This window comes from Marinobacter sp. BW6, assembly GCF_008107725.1.
In the GTDB taxonomy this organism is placed as follows: Bacteria; Pseudomonadota; Gammaproteobacteria; order Pseudomonadales; family Oleiphilaceae; genus Marinobacter.
In genome coordinates, this window is record NZ_VIRN01000064.1 from 788,890 (window position 1) to 810,580 (window position 21,691).

At 58.9% G+C, this 21,691-nt stretch carries 21 protein-coding genes; 13 read left to right on the forward strand and 8 right to left on the reverse strand.

The window, feature by feature from the left end; translation table 11 throughout:
• Positions 1–38 precede the first annotated feature (38 nt).
• The 6 genes from ercA to FMN52_RS12185 all read left to right on the forward strand — a co-directional run bounded on the left by ercA (position 39) and on the right by FMN52_RS12185 (position 7,296).
• On the forward strand, positions 39–1,202 hold the full coding sequence (gene ercA / locus FMN52_RS12160) for an alcohol dehydrogenase-like regulatory protein ErcA (RefSeq protein WP_148608860.1): 1,164 nt from the start codon (positions 39–41) through the stop codon (positions 1,200–1,202).
• Entirely contained in the window at positions 1,186–2,952 is a 1,767-nt protein-coding gene (locus FMN52_RS12165; RefSeq protein WP_148608861.1) for a NahK/ErcS family hybrid sensor histidine kinase/response regulator, read from the forward strand. The genes ercA and FMN52_RS12165 overlap by 17 nt, the downstream gene beginning before the upstream one ends.
• 116 nt (positions 2,953–3,068) lie before the next feature.
• Positions 3,069–4,859, forward strand: coding sequence for a CotH kinase family protein (locus tag FMN52_RS12170; protein WP_148608862.1), 1,791 nt, complete (start codon positions 3,069–3,071; stop codon positions 4,857–4,859).
• Entirely contained in the window at positions 4,856–5,614 is a 759-nt protein-coding gene (locus FMN52_RS12175; RefSeq protein ID WP_148608863.1) for a polyphosphate polymerase domain-containing protein, read from the forward strand. The genes FMN52_RS12170 and FMN52_RS12175 overlap by 4 nt, the downstream gene beginning before the upstream one ends.
• A complete protein-coding gene (locus FMN52_RS12180) occupies positions 5,598–6,182 on the forward strand; it encodes a DUF4956 domain-containing protein (RefSeq protein WP_148608864.1) in 585 nt (194 codons plus the stop codon). Before FMN52_RS12175 ends, FMN52_RS12180 begins: the two co-directional genes overlap by 17 nt.
• On the forward strand, positions 6,172–7,296 hold the full coding sequence (locus FMN52_RS12185; protein WP_148608865.1) for a porin: 1,125 nt from the start codon (positions 6,172–6,174) through the stop codon (positions 7,294–7,296). The genes FMN52_RS12180 and FMN52_RS12185 overlap by 11 nt, the downstream gene beginning before the upstream one ends.
• Here the strand turns inward: FMN52_RS12185 and FMN52_RS12190 are convergent.
• Genes FMN52_RS12190 through FMN52_RS12200 form a run of 3 tightly spaced genes read right to left on the reverse strand, consistent with a single transcriptional unit; the run spans position 7,268 to position 10,754 of the window.
• Entirely contained in the window at positions 7,268–8,638 is a 1,371-nt protein-coding gene (locus FMN52_RS12190) for a HAMP domain-containing sensor histidine kinase (RefSeq protein WP_148608866.1), read from the reverse strand. The two genes, FMN52_RS12185 and FMN52_RS12190, sit on opposite strands and share 29 nt — an antisense overlap.
• Positions 8,635–9,318, reverse strand: a complete 684-nt coding sequence (locus tag FMN52_RS12195) for a response regulator transcription factor (protein WP_240339473.1) — start codon at positions 9,316–9,318, stop codon at positions 8,635–8,637. Before FMN52_RS12195 ends, FMN52_RS12190 begins: the two co-directional genes overlap by 4 nt.
• On the reverse strand, positions 9,276–10,754 hold the full coding sequence (locus FMN52_RS12200) for a response regulator (protein ID WP_148608867.1): 1,479 nt from the start codon (positions 10,752–10,754) through the stop codon (positions 9,276–9,278). The genes FMN52_RS12195 and FMN52_RS12200 overlap by 43 nt, the downstream gene beginning before the upstream one ends.
• Before the next feature lie 192 nt (positions 10,755–10,946).
• Between FMN52_RS12200 and FMN52_RS12205 the strand changes: the two genes are divergently transcribed.
• From FMN52_RS12205 to FMN52_RS12215, 3 genes are all read left to right on the forward strand, one after another.
• The gene (locus FMN52_RS12205) at positions 10,947–11,231 is read left to right on the forward strand and encodes a hypothetical protein (RefSeq protein ID WP_148608868.1); all 285 of its coding nucleotides are present in this window, start codon (positions 10,947–10,949) and stop codon (positions 11,229–11,231) included.
• 67 nt (positions 11,232–11,298) lie between these two features.
• Complete coding sequence (locus tag FMN52_RS12210; protein WP_148608869.1) at positions 11,299–12,675, forward strand: class II fumarate hydratase; 1,377 nt, start codon at positions 11,299–11,301, stop codon at positions 12,673–12,675.
• Between the two features lie 27 nt (positions 12,676–12,702).
• The gene (locus FMN52_RS12215) at positions 12,703–13,185 is read left to right on the forward strand and encodes a CDP-archaeol synthase (RefSeq protein WP_148608870.1); all 483 of its coding nucleotides are present in this window, start codon (positions 12,703–12,705) and stop codon (positions 13,183–13,185) included.
• Here the strand turns inward: FMN52_RS12215 and FMN52_RS12220 are convergent.
• Positions 13,182–14,156 carry a metallophosphoesterase gene (locus tag FMN52_RS12220; RefSeq protein WP_148608871.1) on the reverse strand — a complete coding sequence of 325 codons (975 nt, stop codon included), beginning with the start codon at positions 14,154–14,156 and terminating at the stop codon, positions 13,182–13,184. The two genes, FMN52_RS12215 and FMN52_RS12220, sit on opposite strands and share 4 nt — an antisense overlap.
• Positions 14,157–14,321: 165 nt before the next feature.
• On the opposite strand from FMN52_RS12220, the gene chrA reads away from it, so the two are divergent.
• The 3 genes from chrA (at position 14,322) to msrB (ending at position 16,706) form a co-directional block, all read left to right on the forward strand.
• A complete protein-coding gene (gene chrA, locus FMN52_RS12225) occupies positions 14,322–15,503 on the forward strand; it encodes a chromate efflux transporter (RefSeq protein WP_148608872.1) in 1,182 nt (393 codons plus the stop codon).
• A 112-nt stretch (positions 15,504–15,615) separates the two neighbouring features.
• A complete protein-coding gene (msrA, locus tag FMN52_RS12230; protein ID WP_148608873.1) occupies positions 15,616–16,269 on the forward strand; it encodes a peptide-methionine (S)-S-oxide reductase MsrA in 654 nt (217 codons plus the stop codon).
• An 11-nt stretch (positions 16,270–16,280) separates the two neighbouring features.
• Positions 16,281–16,706, forward strand: coding sequence for a peptide-methionine (R)-S-oxide reductase MsrB (gene msrB / locus FMN52_RS12235; protein WP_148608874.1), 426 nt, complete (start codon positions 16,281–16,283; stop codon positions 16,704–16,706).
• 34 nt (positions 16,707–16,740) lie between these two features.
• On the opposite strand, the gene FMN52_RS12240 is transcribed toward msrB, so the two are convergent.
• The gene (locus tag FMN52_RS12240; RefSeq protein ID WP_148608875.1) at positions 16,741–17,061 is read right to left on the reverse strand and encodes a cytochrome c; all 321 of its coding nucleotides are present in this window, start codon (positions 17,059–17,061) and stop codon (positions 16,741–16,743) included.
• A gap of 58 nt (positions 17,062–17,119) precedes the next feature.
• The gene (locus FMN52_RS12245) at positions 17,120–18,346 is read right to left on the reverse strand and encodes a sulfite oxidase (protein ID WP_148608876.1); all 1,227 of its coding nucleotides are present in this window, start codon (positions 18,344–18,346) and stop codon (positions 17,120–17,122) included.
• A 212-nt stretch (positions 18,347–18,558) separates the two neighbouring features.
• On the opposite strand from FMN52_RS12245, the gene FMN52_RS12250 reads away from it, so the two are divergent.
• Entirely contained in the window at positions 18,559–19,323 is a 765-nt protein-coding gene (locus FMN52_RS12250) for a lysophospholipid acyltransferase family protein (RefSeq protein WP_148608877.1), read from the forward strand.
• Positions 19,324–19,349: 26 nt separating this feature from the next.
• Here FMN52_RS12250 and FMN52_RS12255 read toward each other — a convergent pair whose 3' ends face one another.
• On the reverse strand, positions 19,350–20,333 hold the full coding sequence (locus tag FMN52_RS12255; protein ID WP_205424924.1) for a calcium/sodium antiporter: 984 nt from the start codon (positions 20,331–20,333) through the stop codon (positions 19,350–19,352).
• Between the two features lie 9 nt (positions 20,334–20,342).
• The gene (gene nhaD, locus FMN52_RS12260; protein ID WP_148608878.1) at positions 20,343–21,593 is read right to left on the reverse strand and encodes a sodium:proton antiporter NhaD; all 1,251 of its coding nucleotides are present in this window, start codon (positions 21,591–21,593) and stop codon (positions 20,343–20,345) included.
• Between the last annotated feature and the right edge of the window lie 98 nt (positions 21,594–21,691).

Below are 21,691 nucleotides of genomic sequence, written 5' to 3' on the forward strand. Positions count from 1 at the left end.
GGCTATTCCTATAACAACAAGCGGTCGAGTGCAGCCTGATGAGTCACGATATATCCAGCTTGCGAAAGTTTGTTTCACCGGAAATCGTGTTTGGTGCCGGCTCCCGGAAGTCCGTGGCCAACTTCGCCAGTAATTTCGGTGCCCGTCATGTCTTCCTGGTGTCGGATCCGGGTGTAGCTGCCGCCGGCTGGGTCAATGAAATCGTGACGCTGCTGACCGATGCGGGTATCCGCTCGACCGTGTACACCGGTGTATCACCCAACCCCAAGGTGGATGAGGTGATGACCGGCGCCGAACTCTACAAATCCAATGAGTGCGATGTCATCGTTGCCATCGGCGGTGGCAGCCCCATGGACTGCGCCAAGGGCATCGGTATCGTGGCCACTCACGGTCGCAGCATCCTGGAATTCGAGGGCGTCGATACCATCACCAACCCGTCACCGCCCCTGATCCTGATTCCCACCACGGCGGGCACCTCGGCGGATGTGTCCCAGTTTGCGATCATTTCCGACCCCAACCGCCGGTTCAAATTCTCGATCATCAGCAAGGCCGTAGTGCCGGATGTGTCCCTGATCGATCCGGAAGTCACCGAGACCATGGATGCCTACCTCACCGCCTGCACCGGGGTCGATGCCCTGGTGCATGCCATTGAGGCCTATGTGTCGACTGGCAGCGGGCCGCTGACCGATACCCATGCGCTGGAGGCAATCCGGTTAATCAACCGGAATCTCGAGCCGTTGGTGGACAACACGGCAGATCCCTATCTTCGGGAGCAGATCATGCTGGCCTCCATGCAGGCGGGGCTGGCCTTCTCCAATGCTATTCTCGGGGCGGTACACGCCATGTCTCATAGCCTGGGTGGCTTCCTGGATTTGCCTCATGGGCTGTGTAATGCGCTGCTGCTGGAGCACGTGGTGGCTTACAACTTCCAGTCTGCCGAAGACCGGTTCCGCCGCGTTGCCGAAGCCATGGATATAGATACCCGGGGTATGAACAAAGCGGAAATCAAGAAGCGGCTGATGAACCGTATCGTGGAGCTCAAGCGTCGGGTCGGTCTTGAGGCGCGTCTTGCCCAGCTGGGTGTTTCGGTGTCCGATATTCCCCACCTGTCCGGCTTTGCGTTGCAGGATCCTTGCATTCTCACCAACCCCCGGAAGTCGTCGCTGCGGGATGTCCAGGTTGTCTATGAAGAAGCCCTCTGACATCAAGGATGGCGAACAGGACAGTAGCTACGGAATTGGCGATCTTCTCGGGCTGGGCAGCCAGTCCGTCCGCAAGAACTATTACCCGGCTCTGCAGGAACGCATTGACGAGCTGGAGCAGGAACGCAACCGTTACAAATGGCTGTTCGAGAACGCCTTGCACGGTATCTTCCAGGCCAACCTGCGGGGCGGCTTTCTGGCCTGCAACCCGGCGATGGCGAGAATCTGCGGATATGACAGTCCCGAGGCGCTCACGGAAAAGGTCATCCGCCTCCGTGAACAGTTGTTCTGCAGTTCCAGTGAATTCGATGCCATACGTCAGGAGCTTCTCGACGAGGGCAGCCTGAGTGCCCGGGAAACCCGTTTCCAGCGTGCTGATCGCACGCCGGTCCACGTTGCTGTCACCTTGCTGCGACGCCCGGACCTCGGACCGGAAGTGGTGGAAGCCTTCGTTGCCGACATTACCGAACGAGTGTTGGCCCGGCAGAAACTGGAGCAGTTGAACGCCACCCTCGAGCGGCGCGTGGAAGAGCGGACCGAAGCACTGCAGAATGCCAATGTGGGCCTGCGCTACCAGATTGAGGAACGTGAGAAGGTTGAGCGCGAGCTCTTTGTTGCCATGGAGGCCGCCAAAGAGGCCAACCGCAGCAAGGATAAATATCTCGCGGCGGCCAGCCATGACCTGCTCCAACCCCTGAATGCAGCCCGGCTGATGATCTCCGCGCTCCAGGACAGCACGCTGCCGGAACAGGAAACCCGTATGGTGCACCAGGTACATCGGGCTCTGGAGGGCGCCGAAGACCTGCTGGCGGACCTGCTGGATATCTCCAAGCTCGATCAGCAGGCGATGAAGCCGGATCTGGTGTACACCGATGTGGCCGCCCTGGCCAGATCCCTCGGGGAGGAGTTTGAGGCCGTTGCTAGCAATGCTGGCCTTGGGTTTCGGGTCCGGACCATTCCGGCGATGGTGCGAACAGATCAGCGCATGCTGACCCGTATCCTCCGAAATCTGCTTAGCAATGCCTTCCGGTACACTCGCAAGGGCGGTGTTGTCATGGCTTTGAGATCCCGCGGCGACCGTCTGCGGATTGAAGTCTGGGACACCGGTGTTGGCATCGAGGAAGACAAGCTCCGGGACATTTTCACCGAGTTTCACCAGCTGTTGCCCCAGGGCACCGGCGGTCGGCAGGGTGTGGGGCTGGGGCTGGCCATCGTGGAACGGATGGTCCGGGTGCTGGGATACGACATTGATGTGTCATCACGGCCCGGTCGTGGTTCCCGCTTCGTGCTGACCCTTCCGCTCGAACCCGCTCAGGCCAGACCGGATCTGGCTCGCGCAGATTCGCTCCAGAATTTCGCCGATGGCTTTGACGGTGTACCGGTGCTGGTGATCGACAACGAGCCGGCGGTTCTGGAGAGCATGCAGTTGCTGCTGGAGCGTTGGGGCTGTGAAGTGCTCACAGCCGCCAGCAAGGCAGAGGCCGTAGAGACTCTGGAGCAAACCGGCCAGATACCGGCCATTATCCTTGCGGACTATCACCTGAACAATGAGCGAACCGGTTACGATGCCGTTCACGGGGTTCGCCGCCACCTTGGCCGGGACATTCCCGCCGCCATCATTACCGCAGATCGCAGCGACGACACCCGCAAGATACTGCGCGCCCAGTACCTGCCAATCCTGAACAAACCGGTGAAACCGAACCGGCTCAGGGCCCTGATGACCAGCTTGCTGGCTTCTGACTCGGCCTGACCCTTTCTCGCCAGTCATGTAAGACCTTCTTACATACACTCTGAAGCGCTTCGCGAAATACTCCCTCAACCGGTCTCCGATACCGGCAAGTTTCAAAACATCTGAGGGAGTAACAGATGAAAACAACAACGATTGGCCGGAAAGCCGGCAGCGGATTTGGGCATTGGTGGCTGGCAATGATCGGCGCTGTGCTATTGGCAGGTTGCGGCGGTGGGGGCAGCGAGACGGAGGTGTCCAGCCCATCGGATTTCGAACCCCCGGCCGAGCCCGTGAATATAGGAGGCGATGCCGAGCTTTATGATCCCGAACGGCTGATTGATGTGTCGGTCACCATGAGCTCCGCCGATTTCAGCAAACTGAAATCGGAAGCCCGAACCCTGGCCAGCACCGACCGGGAATGTGTGCCCGAGTTCGAATACACGGAATTCACGGCCAGCGTCACCATCGACGGTGACCGCATGGACCGGGTGATCGTGCGCAAGAAAGGCTACATGGGCTCCCTGAGCCCCAGTATCCCCTCTCTCAAGCTGGACTTTAACGATCTCTGGCCTGGTCGCACTTATCAGAACATGACCCGGATGACCCTGAACAACAACCGCCAGGACCCATCCAATGCCCGCCAGTGCCTGGCCTATGACCAGTTCCGGCAGGCCGGGCTCGCGGCGCCGAAATGCAATTACGCCAGAGTGTCTGTCAATGGCGAGGATCTGGGTGTGTTTACCAATGTCGAGCCGATCAAGAAGCCCTTTCTGGCACGGGCATTCGGGGACGACGACGGTAACCAGTACGAAGCTCAAACGGCGGACTTCGGTACCTGGCTGAGCCAGCGTTTCGAGAAAAAGACCAACGAAAAAGAAAACGACCGGACTGACCTGCAGGCCGTTACCGATGCTCTGGCCTTGCCCGATGAGCAGATGCTGAATGTATTGCCGCAGCTGGTGGATGTGGATGAATTTATCCGGTTCTGGGCGGTGGAAACACTGTTGGGCGCCTGGGATTCTGCCACGGGCAATGCCAATAACTTCCACATCTATCGGGACCCCGGAGACGGTCTGTTCCATTTTATTCCCTGGGGCGCTGATACGGCGTTTCGTGGGACGCATCCCCTGAAGCCGCTGACGGGGGTGCTCTACCGCAACTTCTCGCTGGCGGACCGGCTTTTCAATATTCCCGAGTACCGGGCGCGCTATGAGGCCGAGCTTGAAAACCTGCTGGCCACCCAGTGGGATGAGGCCGATTTGCTGACGGAAGTGGAGCGGATACGTCAACTCACCGGAACCAGCGCGGAGACAACTGCCAGCCTGAAAGCCTTCATTGGTGGCCGCGGCGTGGCCGGCGATGACGATTTCCGGCCCGCCCGCAGAGCTGTTATTGAACAGGCCATCGCCGAGCAAACGCCCTCCGGGGACGTATACCGGCTCGCGGACACGCAACCGGACTGCAGTGCGCCGGCGACAACCAGCCTGACCGGCACCGTCAAGTCTGAGGACGGTGCCGACACGGGCGCCTTCCGATTCACGTTGCCCGGAGGTCAGGCGGTGAACGCGAGCCTGACCTTTGCTGCCTTCGAGGTGGACAGCCTGGTTTACTCGGTTGATCGCGAATCAAAGCCGGCGGTGATGAGCCTCCTGCTGATTGGCGCGGATATCAACGACAACTTCACACCCTATGTGCTGCAACTGTTTATCGAGGCATCCGATTACGTGCCCGGTACACACGAGTTCCACGGCTTTGCCACCAACGCCTTGCTGTTTGAAGTGGACGAAAGCCAGCCCGGGGATGTGCGCACCCTGGCCCTGGGTGCAGAGGGCAGTATTACCATCAGCCGAGCAGGCACCGGCGCCAGTGAGGGCGATGTGGAGCTGACTCTGGATGCCACCCTGGAATACGATTCGGGCATCCAATGAACATGGCCGTCGCCAGCCCGCCGGATGCATTCCGCGGGCATTGCCTGGACGAGCAGATGCAGGCCCGTTTGATGAACCGGATCGACACCAAGTTTCTGGTGTCGGCCCACCTGCTGGATGCCTGCCTGCGCGGTTTGGAGCACCACTACTCCATTCTGGAGATCGACGGGAACCGGCGGTTCACCTATGACACCCTGTATTTTGATACACCGGGTCGCCAGCTTTATCTGGATCACCACAACGGCAAGCTGAACCGATTCAAGCTCCGAATCCGGCACTACCGCGAAACCGGGGGTAGCTTCCTGGAGGTCAAGAAAAAGAGCAATCGGGAGAGAACCATCAAGAACCGTTTGCCGCTGACATCGCAGACCGTTACGAACAACCGGGTGATCCCGTTTCTTGAAGAGCAATTGGGCCGACCGGTGGCAGGGATGCTGCCGGCTCTTTTTGTCGGCTACCGCCGGATGACCTTGATGAGCCCGATGGGAACCGAGCGGATAACCGTGGACACGGGGCTGGGTTTTCACTCGCCCGACCGTCGAAACAGTTTGTGCCTGCCCGATATTGCCGTTTTCGAGGTCAAGTACGATCGCAAGATCCCTTGCTCCCCCTTTCTTGAACGTCTTGGTCAGCTTGGCTGCCGGCCGATGCAGTTCAGCAAATACTGCATCGGTACCAGCCTGTTGTTCGGCCACGAATGCAAAACCAATCGTTTCAAACCGCTGTTGAGGAGACTCCATGGAATCTGCAGTTGATTTCCATTTTGTGATCCGCTTTTTAATCAATACCGCCTCGGTGTTTGTGCTGATTCGTTGCTACTACGCCTTTTCCCGTCACCGGGAGAATGCCGCCTCGTTCATTCTGTTTGGTGTCGGCGTTTTTCTGGTGACTGCCTTGCTGCATTCGGTCACCGTCACCATGGGCTTTGCCTTCGGGCTGTTCGCAGTTTTCTCTATGCTCCGGTATCGCACCGAGGCGCTGGGCATAAAGGAAATGACCTACCTGTTTCTGGTGATTGCCATGGCCCTGCTGGCGGCGGTTGGGAACATGCACCACCTGGAACTGGTGTGCCTGAATCTCCTGGTCATTGCTCTGGCGCTGGTGCTCGAAACCCGTGTGCTTTTGCCGAGGCACAGCGAGAGAGAGGTGGAGTACGAAAAGATCGAAAACATCCACCGGGATCGCCGGGAGCTGCTCATTGCGGACCTTCGTGAGCGTACCGGTCTGGATGTGTTTAGGGTGGATGTCGTGTCTGTCAGCTATCTGAGGGACACCGCCATGCTGCGAATGCACTTTCGCAAGGATGCCGATCATGTTCGCTGAGCTGAAATGGGCATTGCTGGTTATCGGTCTGACACTGGCGTTTACGCTGCAGCCACTGCTCGTTCTGGCGTCACCGCTGGAAGCCGAACTGGGTGGTTATGTCGCCGCCGGTGTCGACCATTACGGCGCGTTTTATGACGAAGATGGCGAGCGCAGCACAACCCGGGGCGTATTGCGAAATGCGAAGCTTGAACTGGAACTGAGCTGGGGAGAACGCTGGGAGGCGGAGCTGGACGGCAGCTATAAGATCAAAGGCGACAAGAAAGAGCTGGATCTGGGCGATGCTTATCTTCTCTATGACGGTAGGAGCCGTTTCGAGGCCCAGATTGGGCGCTTCAAGGAGCCTTTCGGCCTGGAGCGCCTCGCCAGCTACACCAGCCTGAACACCAGCGAGCGTTCGCTGGTGACCTCGGCGTTCGCACCGGGTCGTTCCACCGGTATTATGGCGGGGCAGTACCGCAAACGCGGCACCTGGTCACTGGGCCTGTTTACCGATGAACCCGATGGTGGCTCCACTCACGCCATAACCGCGAGACTGACCCGTGCCCCCATTCGTTCAGAGAGCCAGACCCTGCATTTGGGTGCAGCCGCCTCTTATCGTGATCTCGGCGACAGCCGTTTCCAGATCAAGGATGAAGGGGAAGTGTTCAGTGCCGACAATGTCATCCGCAGCCCAAGGTTCGAGGCCCGTGATGCCTGGCTGGCAGGTTTTGAAGCCGCCTGGCTTCATAATCGCCTGACCCTCGTGGCGGAAGCCATGGCTCAGAATGTGCGGCGAACCGATGGGTCGCGCTGGCAGTTCGGTGGCGCTTACCTCCAGGCCGGTGTGTTCCTGACAGATGACCAGCGTTATTACAGCCGGGGTGAGTTCGACCGGATAGAGCCCCGGCACCGGGCGGGCGCCCTGGAACTGGTCGCCCGGTACAGTGCTGTGGACCTGAGAGACAGGAACCTGGGAGCCGAGGCGAGTGTGACGCTGCTGGGTCTTGCCTGGTATCTGGGCGAGCTGTTCCAGCTGCGTCTGAATTACCTTTTGCCGGATATTCGCGGTAACACCCTGATGGCCAACCCGGACGGAGACGCCGTTACCCTGCGTGCAGTGCTGCGGTTCTAGGTAGCGTGAGGGTGACCTGTGTCCACTGGCCGGGCTCGCTGGTAATCGACATGTTGCCCTTGTGATGTCGCATGATGGTCTGGCAGATGCTCAGGCCCAGCCCCAGGTTGTCCGGCGTATCACTGGTGGAATAGAACGGATCAGTGAGCCGCTTGATATCGTCCGGCGCGATGCCCTGGCCGTTGTCCCGAATCACGATTCTATGAGCATTGTCGGTGCTTTCGGCGGATATCTCGATCTTGCCGGGCCGCTGGTTTTTGCTGACGGCAGAGACGCCATTGAGCAGCAGGTTAACGAACACCTGGGTCAGGGCAGACGGATAGCAGGGAACGGTCGTCCCGTCCGGGATGTCAGTCTGAAGCTCGACACCTCGGAGCTGATGCTGGCAGAAGCGGGTGGCGGTGGTCACCAGTTTGCCAAGGTCTGCCGTCTCCAGGTGGTGTTCCGGTACCGGACGGGAAAACTCGATCAGGTCAGACACAATATCGGCAATGCGTTTCTGGTGGGTGCTGGCGTCGGTCAGGGCGTCTGCGACCTCGACATCCCGGTTCACCGAGCTGGCAAAATCCACCGCCTGGCTGGCGCAGTTCAACGGGTTCATGATTTCGTGCAGCAGCCCCTTGGCCATATGGCTCAGGGCCTGATGTTTCTGTTCCTGGGCCAGTCTTTCTTCCGTTGATTTCAGGGTTTCCAGAGTGCGGGAAAGTTGTCGATTCCGGTCCCGAAGCAGGAATTGAAGTGCCAGCAAATTGCGCAGGAACTGTGACAGAAACCAGGCCGACAGTGGCGCGACCACGAGGCACATCAGAATCAGCCAGTTGGTCAGAATGCCGATCAGGGTGTCGCTTACCTGAGCGCTGTCGACCGCCACGAACGTGGCGAGGACCAGCAGTGTCAGGTTGATCAGGATAATCACGCTGGTGTGGAACAGGGACAGGGTAATGATGCCCACGGAGCTGATGAAAAAGAACAATCCCACGATGGGAGCGAGCGATGCGCCCGTTGTCATGTATCCCAGGTAGCTGAACGCAGCCATGTTGAAAAACACCAGGTAAACGATCATCGGCGCTGACCGGCGCAGGCGCGTGAACCGGTGAGCGGCGATCAGACCGGTCAGTATCGCGGTGTAGATGAGGTAGATGCCGAATACGTCCGGTGCATCCGGGTTCAGGGCCAGGCCCCCGAGAAACAGCAGGGTACCGATAAAGGCAATGACCAGGTAAACGTCGGCGAACAGGGGCAGCACCCGGTACCGATACTGGGTATGGTAGAAGCGTTCGAAGCGTCGCTGTCGGTAGGCGGGCAGCTGGCGGATCTGATCCATCCCGGAAAGCAGTTTCACTCGGCGGCTCCGTGTTGGTGTCGTTGCATAAAGAGAATGAGCTCGGGCAGGCGCTCGAAGCCCAATTTCACGAAAATCCGGTCCTTGTAGGAATGCACCGTCTTGCAAGAAACGCCAAGCCTGCCTGCAATATCGCGTACCGGCAGCCGGCTGGCCATCAGCTGTGCCACTTCCCGCTCCCGTCCGGACAAGGCCTGATAGGCGAGCATGGCGGCCGGTGCTGGTTCCTGTTGCCAGTTACCGACATAGACCTGCCCGTTTCGAATGTAGAACAGCGTCTTGATCAACTCCTGTACTGGCTGGTCTTTGGATACCACGGCCTTGATGCCTGCTTCCAGATAGATCGCCATCCGTCCGCTGCTGACCGGCGTGTCCGATATCAGCAGTACGGACAATGAAGGATTCATCGCCAATGCATGCTCGGCGATGGTGAGCCCGTCGTTGTCCTGCAGGTTTTCTTCAATCAGCAGTACTGAAGGGGTGGCCGTCTTCAGGCGATTGAGCGTTGCCACTCCGGTCTCCGATTCGCCGACCAGCTCGACCTCATCGTGCAAAAGGATCTGGAATAACAAGCTGTCACGGAGCAGTCGCTGCCCCATGGTGACGTACAACCTGAGCCTGCGCTGACCTGACGCCATCAGTCTGCCCTGGCCGGCAGCTGAAGGCTCAATCGAAGACACTGGTCGCCTCCGGTTACATCGATGTCGCCAGCAAGCAGTCGGGTGCTTACGAAGAGCATCAGAAGGGCGCTCTGCTGCTCCAGTAGTGGTCGGGAGATACGGGTGATTGGTGCCAGCAGGTGGCTGTACATGTGAAGTGGGCTGGCGCTGGTGACCATGAGACGGTTCTCGGTCCGGGTCAATTCCAGAGCAGAGCGCTCCAGCCCGGAGGCCTTCATCAGGGTTGCCAGTGCCCGGCAAAGGGCCATCAATGGTGTTTGTGTTTCGCTCGCGACTGCCGGGTTCTCCAATGCGTCCGCCAGACCCTGGTCAAAGGCTTGCCGGCTAAGGATGCCGTGCACGTAGCTTGACGGCAGGGTGTCCAGCTGTCGGCCCACCAGTCCGGCAAAGTCCCTTACAAGATCATGCTCAAGCGCGGTTTCCCGGCTTGCGCGCAGATGGGGTGGCTGGGCAGGAAGTGTGCGGACGGTTGCCAGGGCGTCCAGAAAGTCGGCGGTGATCGGTTCGCCGGTAAAACCGTCCACTCTCTCGGACAGATGTTCAAGCAGTCTGGCTCGTCGTTGCTGGCGAAGCTCCGCGAACTGTTGTTCTGCGATTGAGCGTGAACGGTCCCTTGCAGAGACCAGGGCGCGATGTTGGACAAGAGCCGTGCGGAAGAGAGACAACAATTCGGCTGCGTTCCACGGCTTCTTTTGATAGCGGAAAATCCGGCCCTCGTTAACTGCATCCATGGCCACATCAACCTCGCCCCAGGCTGACGTGAGAATGCGGACAATGGTCGGATGCGACTGGCGTAGTTCGTCCAGCAGCTCTTTGCCATGCATCCCGGGCATTCTCTGGTCGGTCATCACCACCGCGACATCGCTGTCTTTCTGCAACACGAGCTGAGCCTCTTCTGCACTGATGGAGCTCAGCACGCGGAATTCGTTCTGCATGCGCTCCAACTGCCTCGACAGATAACGGGTGGCAGTCGGTTCGTCATCCACAATCAGTATCGCCGGTTTGGGGCCCTCGTGGGGCTGGCTGGTATCCGGAGAGGGTGTTTGTCCATCGCGGGTAAGCGCAGCTGTGAGCACGTGCGACCGGATAACATCGGGATTGACCGGCTGTTCGAAGCAGCGATCGATCAGCTGATTGTCCAGCAGTTTCACGAGGAGGTTCAGCGCAATGGCATCTCCTATGAGGATCTTCAGAATCCGGGGGTGGTGGTCCCTGGCCTGTGCCAGGAGCGACGACTCAAGATAGTCATCAGCGCGGTTCGGAAGCAGAATTATGGCGGTGGGTATGGTGGGAGCCGAGGCCAGGTAGTCGAGTGCCCCCTGGTCAGTGGCGAACGCGTGAATAACGAAATCGCTGGCGAACAGGGTTTCGAAATGCTGCCGGCTCTGGTCGTCGTCATACCGGAGAAGGATCTCCGCCGCTCCGCTAGTCGCCATGATTGCTCTGTATCCTGCTGATGGGGTCGGGAAGAGATTAGCAACAGCAGTGGCTTAGCGGTGTAGGAAATTCCTACAAGAGTACCTTTGCCGGTAATGAAAGTCTGGTTCTGTGACAGCCTTGGCACTATGGACTGTCCTGGCGTCAGGAGCGACTACACTTACCAAAGGCTCATCGAAAGGGAAATAACCATGACAGTTCCTGAGAATGGTCTGACGAATCACGAAGTAACCATCTGCCTGGCTGGCGGCGCCGTAATGGGTCCGTTCAATGCGACCTGGAGCAAGGATTCCGGTGGGGATGTGCGTGAACTGGTCCGCGAGTACGATGCGTTTCTGCAGGGTGAAAAGCAGCACCGTTACAAGTTTCACCTTCACGACACCTACACCAACACCGTTCATACCCTGATCCTCAATTTTGAACAGGTTACGGGCATCTGCGACCATGTCCGGCTAAGATCCCAGGGCGGCGGCTGAGCCATGGCCGGGCCCCTGGCGTACAGGCCAAGAAGCCCACAGTGCAAACGCACGGACAGGAGGGAATATGAGCGAATTCAGAACGGAAACCGACAGCCTCGGGGACGTCCAGGTACCTGCTGATGCGCTCTGGGGCGCGCAAACCCAGCGCGCGGTCGAAAACTTCCCGGTCAGTGGCCAGCCGATGCCTCAGCCGTTTATTGCCGCCGTTGCCCAGATCAAGCGAGCGGCCGCCGAGGCCAATACCAGCCTGGGACTGCTGGACAACGATCTGCGGGATGCGATTTCCCGGGCTTGCGAAGATCTGGTGAAGGGCGAGTACGCGGATCAGTTTCCGGTGGACCGCTACCAGACCGGCTCCGGCACTAGCACCAACATGAATGTCAACGAGGTGATCGCCAGTATCGCCCGCAACGCAGGCTTTGAGGTGCACCCGAACGATCACGTGAACATGAGCCAGAGTTCCAACGACGTGATTCCAACGGCGATCCACGTGAGCGCCGTGATTGCAGCCAAGGAGAAGCTGCTGCCGGCGCTGTCGCATCTCTGCGGTGTGATTTACGAGCAGGAAGCGGCATTTTCCAGCCAGGTAAAAACCGGTCGCACCCACCTGATGGATGCCATGCCGGTGACCCTCGGCCAGGAGCTGAAAACCTGGCGCGAACAGCTTCTGGCCGTGGAAAAGCGGTTAGAAGCCGCAGCTGATGAGCTGTTGGCCGTACCCCAGGGCGGCACAGCGGTGGGTACCGGAATCAATGCGCTACCGGAATTTTCCGGCCAGTTCGTCAAGTTCCTGCGCGCCAACACCGGCTATCCGTTTACCTCTCTCGATCACAAATTCACCGGCCAGAGCGCCGTGGATGCTCCGGTGGCGCTGTCCGCACAATTGCGCGGTGCGGCCATTGTTCTAACCAAGATCGCCAACGATTTGCGCTGGATGAACAGTGGTCCGATTCATGGTCTGGCTGAAATCAGTCTTCCGGCATTGCAGCCGGGGAGCAGTATCATGCCGGGCAAGGTAAACCCGGTGATTCCCGAATCCGTTGCCATGGTGGGTGCCCAGGTGATGGGGCTGGACAGCGCTGTGGCTATCGCCGGCCAGTCCGGTAATTTCCAGCTCAACGTCATGCTCCCGCTGGTTGGGGGTAACCTGCTGGATATGACCGATCTGCTCTCTAACGCGGCCATCATGCTGGCGGACAAGGCAATCAAGGACTTCACGGTCAATGCTGACAACCTGAACGCCGGCGTGGGTCGGAACCCGGTGCTGGTAACAGCGCTGAATCCGGAAATCGGCTACACCCTGGCGGCAGGCATCGCCAAGGAGGCCTATAAAACGGGGCGCCCGGTCATTGATGTGGCGGAGGAGCGTAGCGGCCTGAGCCGCGAACGGCTTGAGGAGTTGATGGACCCGCTCAAGCTGACCCGGGGCGGTATCGCCTGATCGGTCGTTTCAGAGGGGCGCAAACGCTTGCTGATTATCCTGGAGCTGTTTGTGATGCTGGTGCTGGCCAACGGGACGCCGGTGGTTGCCGCCGGGCTTTTGAAGAACCGCTGGTCGGCGCCGGTGGATGGCGGGCGGTTGTGGTCCGATGGCCGTCCCGTATTCGGTGAAAGCAAAACCTGGCGGGGCGTTGTATCCGGCGCCTTGGCCTGCGCCCTTTTTGCCGTCGTGACCGGCCTGGGGTTCGTTTTTGGGCTTCTGTTCGGCCTGTTGGGGCTGGCTGGCGATATGCTGAGCAGTTTTATCAAGCGTCGGCTGGGTATGGCCTCAAGTGCCCGGGCCGTCGGTCTGGATCAGATTCCGGAAGCGCTCCTGCCCATGTTGCTGGCGATGTGGTGGCTGTCCATCAGTCTTTGGGTGGTGCTGGTTGTGGTGGTTCTTTTTACCCTGTCCAACATTTTTGGCTCACCGCTGCTTTATCGTCTCGGGATCCGCCGGCAGCCCCATTAATTCGGCCCGCGGGTGAGGGTGTGGAGGGTCACCTCCGGCGGACAGTTAAGTCGAACGTTAACTACGGACGTGCCTGAGCCGGGTGAGGTGTAGCCCTGCATACCGTTCATCCGCCAGTAGCCTCGCCCGAGAGTTCGCGGGCAGTCAGAGTCGAGAGTCACCGGTATGCCACCGGGCAGACAGATCTGGCCACCGTGTGTGTGGCCGCAGAGAAAGACGTCGTAGCCGGCATGGGCTGCCTCGCGCCAGATCTCTGGTGTATGGCTGAGCAGGATGCTGGTGCCTCCGGCAGGGATCTTGTCCCCGGCCTGGTGCAGGTTGTGGACCTTGAAGAAGTGGGCATCGTCTACACCGGCAAGATAAAGGGCCTGACCACCGCGCTCAATGGGCGCCATTTCGTTCATCAGCAGCTTGTAACCCATGTCTTCCAGCGCAGGTACCATTCGAACGCTGTCGTGGTTGCCGAGGACGGCGTAAGGCTTGCCTTTGATGCCATCCCGAAGTCTCGCCATCCCGTCCAGGGAGGAATCGATCGGCCCCCAGGTCAGTTTCCGGTAATCGCCGGTCAACACGCACAGATCATAGTCCAGAGGTTCTATCTGACGCAGCACTGCCTGCAGGTTGGCTTCGTCCATGTCCACATGCAGATCGGTCAGATGCAGAATGCGAAAGCCCTCGAAGGCTTCAGGCAGACCGGGAAGCTGGAAACGATTGTGCACGGTGTTCAGGCGCCGGCTGTTGCTCTGGCCCCGTCCCCATAAGCCAACCATCCGCAGGCAGGTACGGATAAAGCCGGGCGCCGTGGCCCAGTTTTCCAAATGGAAGGAGCTGTGATCCTGCCCGAATACCTTCGCTTCAGCTTCCCGTTCAATCCCGAGTCTCTGGCGGGCGTGAACCGGGCCGAGCCGCAGGCTCAGGCGGTATTCCAGGAGTTCATCCTGGTTCTCCGGTGTGCGAGCCCTTGCCGTCATTTTTCTTCCCTTATATGCCGAGCCGGGCATGGCCGATGTGCAAAGTGGCAAACCCTGTCTGTCATTATGGTTGGCCCTCGAAGGGATGCAACCAAAACGACATAATGTTCATGTTTGATGACACACTGGCAGGTGAATGTGCCGACGAACAGACTCAGGGGATTTATGACTGAACCATCAGGCGATGAAACGCTGTCCTCCTGGCAGATTTTTCTGTTGTTCCTCCGGCTCGGGCTGACCTCTTTCGGCGGGCCGGCAGCCCACCTCGGATTCTTTCACGACGAATTTGTTAAACGTCGGCAGTGGTTGTCAGACAGTGCATACGGAGAAGTCCTGGCCCTTTGCCAGCTGCTGCCCGGGCCGGCTTCCAGCCAGGTGGGCCTGACCATCGGTTTCCTGCGAGGCCATTACCGCGGTGCGTTCGCTGCGTGGTTGGGGTTCACCCTGCCATCGGCGCTGATCATGATCGGCTTTGCGCTGGGATTGAACGCCTGGCCCGAGGCCGGCAGTGGCGGCTGGATTCACGGTCTCAAGCTGTTTGTTGTGGCGGTGGTGGCCCAGGCTGTCTGGCAGATGGGGCGAACCCTGTGCCCGGACCGGCCCCGAATCGCAATGGCTTTGCTGGTTGCCGTGAGCCTACTGGTGATGGGCGAAACCTGGATGCAGATTCTGGCCCTGGCCATTGCCGGAGCTGTCGGTTCCTTTCTGGGGTTGGGGGCCAGTGCGGCATCCGAGCCGCTGCATGTGCCGCTGCAATCCCGAAAACCTGCGCTTTTTGCCGCGGCCTTTGTGGTCTTGTTGCTGGTTTCGTTCCTGCCTCAGGCGACAGGGAGTCTTGGCTGGATCGGTGCCGAATTATACCGGGCCGGTGCCCTGGTATTTGGCGGCGGGCACGTTGTGCTGCCCTGGTTGCAAGAGGGATTCGTGGCCTCCGGTGCCATGCCAGCGGACACCTTCCTGGCGGGGTACGGAGTTGCCCAGGCTATGCCGGGGCCGCTGTTTTCCTTCTCAGGATTTCTGGGTGGTGCGCAGGCCGGTGCTCTCGGCGGTGTGATCGCCGTACTGGCCGTATTCCTGCCGGGAACCCTGTTGGTATTTGCCGGTCTGCCACTATGGAGCTGGCTTCGGGAACATCGTCCGGCCCGGTCAGCGCTGGCGGGTGTCAATGCGGCGGTCGTGGGGCTGCTGCTGGCGGCTCTCTATGATCCGGTGTGGACCTCGGCGGTCCATAGCGCAGTGGATCTGGGTCTGGTACTGATTCTTTGGCTGTGTCTGGCCGTATGGCGGGTTCCGGTCTGGCTGCTGGCGCCGCTGAGCGCACTGTCCGGAGTGATCCTGCTGCCCTGACCAGCGTAATAATAAGCCGGTTTGCCTGGACAAGCACACGGGTTGGCAAATCCGCAGGTTTCCAGCCACAATCGAGCCATAACACGCAGATAACTTGAACGCAGAGGTCACCATGACGACATCATGCAGTATCCCGGGTCTCAACGTTCCCCGCAGCCGTTTTCCCGATCCGGAACAGGATCTGCCAGCGGCCGGGGGTGAACAGCGGGTTGTCCTGGCCGGCGGCTGTTTCTGGTGCGTCGAGGCGGTTTTCCTGGCCATTGACGGGGTAAACAGCGTTGAATCTGGGTACGCCGGCGGGCACGCCAGTTCCGCCAATTATGAGGCTGTATGCTCCGGCACTACCGGCCACGCTGAGGTAGTGGATGTTCACTATGATCCGGCCAAGGTCAGTTTTGGCGAGTTGCTCAAAGTGTTTTTCTCGGTTGCCCATGATCCCACCCAGTTGAATCGCCAAGGCAATGACCGAGGCACCCAGTATCGCTCTGCCGTGTTTTATGAGACGGCGGAACAAAGGCGGGTAGCTGAGGCCTACATTCAGCAGTTGAATCAGGCAGACGTTTACCCGGATCCGATTGTGACCACGCTCGAGCCCCTGGAAGCGTTCTACCCGGCAGAAGAGTATCACCAGAATTTTGCCGCCCGGAATCCTTATCAGCCGTATATCATGGCCGTGGCCGCTCCGAAAATGGAAAAACTTGTGGACAGTTATCCTGACCGTCTGAAGCCGGAATTCACAGACAACGACACAGACAGCATCGCCTGAGGAGGCAGATAATGGGAGTTTCCGCTGCAGGTTATGACCTGACACCATTGACCAAGGCACAGGTTGAAGCGAAAGCTGCGGATCTGACATCGGAGGAACGGCGTGTGCTGCTTGATCACGGCACCGAGCATCCGTTTTGTGGGACCCTGCTGGATAACAAGAAAGCCGGGGTGTATTACTGCCGGCTCTGCGATCTTCCTCTGTTCAGTTCGGACTCGAAGTTTGACTCGGGAACCGGCTGGCCAAGCTTCTTCCAGCCATTTGATCCGGAGCATATCCGGTACATTGAGGACACCAGTCTGGGTATGACCCGCACCGAAATTCGCTGTCCGCGTTGCGACAGCCATCTCGGCCATGTCTTTCCCGACGGCCCGCCGCCAACCGGGCAGCGCTATTGCCTGAACTCGGTTGCCATGGTGTTTCAGGAAAACGCCTGATTCGGAAGAGAGGGGGCCGACCGGGCCCCCGATTTTATTTCTCCCCGCCTGTTACAGTCGCTACATAGTGCGCCACCGCCTGAATCTGTTCCTCAGACAATGACTCGTTGAACGCTGGCATGATACCGACCCCGCTGGTCACGGCATTGACCACCTGCTCCCTGGTGGGTTTGAGTTCATCCAGGTTTGGGCCGACGGCACCTGCCGAACCGGCGTCTGCCAACGTATGGCATATCGTGCAGGCGGGTTGTGCGTCCTGAGTGAATACTTGTTTCCCTTTGTCGAGGTCGCTGGCCATTGTCAGGGGCGACAGTCCGATCAGGACAATGATGCCCAGTACTGCAGTTTTTCTCATGTTATTACTTTCCGCAAAGGTCGGAGCCGCCGTGTTCCCGGGTCGACCCCGCCAATGATCAACTGATGGCAACCGTGACTCCGTGGTCGCTCCAGCCATTGTGGCCGTAGCCACGTTCATTCTCGGTCCGGCCCTCAGGCTGGGTGTTGCCCTCCACGTCGGTCGCGCGGCTGACAATCCGATGCTCGCCCGCTGGCAAATCTGTTGCCAGGACGAAAGGCCGCCAGGCATAGGGGCCGAGGTCCGGTCCGAGGAAGCGAGCCTGTTTCCAGGTTTTTCCGCCATCCACTGAGACGTCGATTTTTTCCAGCGCAACGGTGCCCCCGAAAGCAACGCCGTAGATCATGTTGCGGCCGGTCCGACCGCTTTCCAGGGGGGCGGTCACCCAGGATTTGACGTTCATTTCCCACATGGAGGGTTGATCCGGGGCGCCTTTCACACCGACATCGCGAATCCGGTAACCGGAGGCCTGGATCTTGGCGTCAGTCTGATTCTCGGTGAAGGCGACGTTCTTAACGTACTTCACGTTGTTCACGCCGTAGTAGCCTGGCACCACCATGCGTAAAGGGCCACCATGGGTGTGGGTCAGGGGCTCGTCGTTCATTTCCCAGGCCAGCAGGGCGCTGTCCATTGCTCGAGTCGGAACCGAGCGCTCAACCATCACCGTTTTCGGGTCCAGGCCGTCAGGCAGTGTCTCGCCACCGGTGCTGGTTATATAGCGTGCCCCATCAACGGGGCCGCCCAGAGCTTCCACAACATCCTTCAATGGCACACCGGTCCACATGATGCAGCCGGCAGCGCCAACAGACCATTGGGTACCACTTGCTCCATGAGGGAAGAAGGCGCGGCCGTTACCGGAACACTGCAATACGGACGCAACGGTGGTGATCCCCATCTGTTTCAGGTCGCCAACAGTCAGGGTTCCCGGATTTTTGACGCCCTCGATCCGCACCTCCCAGACATCCGGGTTGTCGGTTACTGAGGCTGGTGGAGCAGGCAGGTTATTACGAACGAACAAACGGTCACTGGCGGTTATGACGCCATTGCCGATCGCCCCCCGTTGGGTTTCCATGGTGTTGGTACTGTGGACAATCAGGGCGTTGCGTTCTTTCCAGGCGGCGTAATCCGGCAGTGATTTCGGTTCATCGGCTTTGGCAAGGGGCGTAAACCCCAGCACGCTTACCGCCGCCAGGGCGCCGGCGCTGCCAAGCAGCAGCGTGCGGCGGGTAGGGTTCTGCAAGCCCGGGTCATTCGGGCCTCGCATCAGAGCTGTTTCCTGTTTCATGATCCCGTCTCCTTTTTAGGGTTGTCGTCGGACGGTGGGACTGCTCGTTCAATTCGGCACCGTTATATCCTTATACCTTATAGGTAGTGGTCAAAAAATAATCAATACTTTTGTGCGTTATCCAATGGGTTTTTCAGTCGCTATAATTCGCCGCGACTGAAATCCCCATCAAGGCCGGGAACTAACGCAGGAAACAGAGAAGGGTAGCTGTGATGATTCGATTGAAGATGAATCCGCTAACGGAGTCGGCGACGCTTCTTCGGCGGGCGGGTGTGGTTCTGGGCAGTGTCGGACTGACAGCGCTTTTTTCCCTGCTGGTTTTGTTGAGGGCGTTGTTCGGAAGGTTGAACCGGCCCATCGTTGATCAATACTGTCGTGAGTGGTCGGCGTCGCTGTTACGCCTGGTCCGTGCCAGCCTGACGGTGCGCGGGCAGGTGCCGGATTTCGGGGATGGCCGGCGCTACATCATCATGTGCACCCATGCCAGCCACTATGATATTCCCGTTACCTTCGTTTCTTTGCCCGGCTCCATTCGCATGTTGGCGAAGAAGGAACTGTTCAGCATTCCCCTGTTGGGACAAGCCATGCGTGCAGCGGAGTTTCCCTCCGTGGACCGGTCCAATCGGCAACGTGCGGTCAGAGACCTGGAGAAGGCCCGGGCGATGATGGAAAGCGGAATCGTGCTTTGGGCCGCACCAGAAGGGACCCGTTCACCGGATGGTAAGCTTTTGCCATTCAAGAAAGGCTGTTTTCACCTGGCGCTGGATACCGAGGCGGTGATAGTGCCTGTCGCCGTGCGCGGCATTCATCGGGTGCTGCCGGCCCGGACCTGGCAAATCAACCTTGGACAGCCGGTGGACGTTCGGGTAGGTGAGCCTCTGGAAACGGCCGGCAAGACCAAAGCCGACCTGGATGAGGTGATGGCCGAGGTGCGCTCGAGGCTGACTGGGCTATTGGGAGACGGTGAAGCCGGTTAGCGCCGGCTTCACCCAGGTACGGCAGATCAGGCGGTGCCGGCGGCGACCACCGTGGACAGCAGGTAGCCGGTATAGGCCACATACACCAGCACCAGGATGCCGCCATCCACCCGGCTGACCAGTTTGCGCCATCCAGTAAGGCCAAAGCCCATCAGGAACAGGCCCACCGTTAGCGCGAGCATCAGCGTCCAGTCCCGGTAGAGCACTTCCGGATCCACCGCCAGGGGTTCAATTGCGGCCGCAAGGCCCACCACGGCCAGGGTGTTGAAGATGCCCGATCCCAGAATGTTACCCAGAATGAGGTCGTGCTCGTTCTTTTTGACCGCCGCCAGCGCTGAGGCCAGCTCCGGCAGCGAGGTGCCGATGGCAACGATAGTCAGGCCGATGATCAGGTCGCTGACGCCAAGGCTCTGGGCAATGGCGACCGCGCCCCATACCAGCATGCGGGAACTGACAATCAGCAGTATCAGACCAATCACCAGCCAGATAACGGCGGTTTTAAGGGGCATGGGATGGGCAATGATCTCGGCATCGGCATCACCGGCCAAGGGGTCTGCCTTCCCTTTCAGGCCTTGATAGATTGACCAGCCCATAACCGCAGCGAATACCGCCAGCAATACCCAGCCATCCATACGGGAGAGTTGCCCATCAAGCAGTTGGGCTCCGGCAATGAGGGTGAGTACGATCAGCAGCGGCAGTTCCTTCCGGATGACCTGTGAATGCACCGCGATAGGCGCGATGATGGCTGTCAGGCCGACAATGAGTGCAATGTTGGTAATGTTGGAGCCATAGCCGTTACCCAGGGCCAGCCCGGGATTGCCGTCGGACGCCGCCATGGCAGAAACGGCCAGTTCCGGGGCCGAGGTGCCGAAACCGATAATCACCATGCCGATCAGAAGGGTGGGCATGCCCAAATGTTTGGCGGTCGCCGCGGCGCCCTCCACAAACTTGTCGGCACTCCATACCAGCAATACCAGGCCAGCGATGATGGCGCCAAATGCCATTAACATAGAAAAACCTCAGTGAATGAACCGTCCGAGCATGAAAACGCCGGCATAGCCAAGGGTGTAGGCTGCCAGAAGGTGTGCAAGATACCGCATATAGGCCGCAAAGGTCAGCCCCGGGATCTTGCTCATCGCCACGATGCCGGCCGCTGAACCAATGACCAGAAGCGATCCGCCAACGCCCACAGCGTAGGTGAGCCCCATCCATTCGCCGGCGCTCATATCAATGCCCGATTTCAACAGCGCTGCTGTCAGCGGCACGTTATCGATAACCGCCGAGAAGATGCCCATCAGGTAGTTGGCATAGAGCGGTGGCAGGATATCGTAAATGGCCACCAGCGAATCCAGTGCATGAATCTCCTTGAGCATGCCCACCAGCAGCAGGATGCCCAGAAAGAACAGCAGGGTTTCAAATTCGATGATACGAATGTATTCGAGAATCGGGTCCAGATCGGAGTCGTCACTCATGAATCGAGACACAAGGAACATGATGGACAAGCCGAACAGGAAGGTCAGAACCGGTGGAATTCCAAACAGGGCATTGCCGGCAATGGTGGTCAGGATTGTTAACAAAAAGAGCCCGCTGATGACCGCATCCACCCGTCGCACCGGGGTAGTGTTGGAACGAAGTGTCACGGTGCCTGTCAGTCCCCGTGAGAGGAAGACGGCAAGGACGAAAACCGTAATCGAGGCCGGGATCGCCAGGGTCAGCAGAGTCAGTATTTCCACCTTGTCAGCGAGGAAAATCATCAAGGTGGTGACGTCGCCGGTGATCAGGGAGACGCCTCCCGAGTTGACCGCAAAGACAACGAGCGTGACGAATTGGATACGCTTTTTCAGCTCCAGATCCAGCGACAGAATCAGCGAGCATGAGACTAAAGTGGCGGTGATATTGTCTGCCAAAGACGAGAAAATGAAGCAGAAAAGACCGGTCAGGAACAGTAGCCGCCGCTCGCTCACCTGTTTCGGCATGATCAGGTAAATCACGTTTTCGATCATACCCTTCTTGTTCAGGTAAGCGACGAATGTCATGGCTGCGACGAGAAACAGCCACAGTCCAGCGATTTCGGCAATGCTCTCGGAGAGGCCGGCGGAAATGGCAGACGTTTGATCCGCGTTATCACTGAACAGGAAGAGCAGCATCCAGCTCATGGTGCCAAAGAACAGCGTTACCTTGGCCTTGTTGATGTGGATGGCTTCTTCAAATATGACGCCCAACAGCGCCAGAACCGCGAGAATAATCAGAAACGCATCAAGGGCAGACATTGGGGAAATCCCGTCCTGGTTACCAGAGTAGAGGCCGAAGCCGGCCAGACAGATCATGCGTGCGGATTTTAGACCTTTGACCCGCAGCAAACCACTGT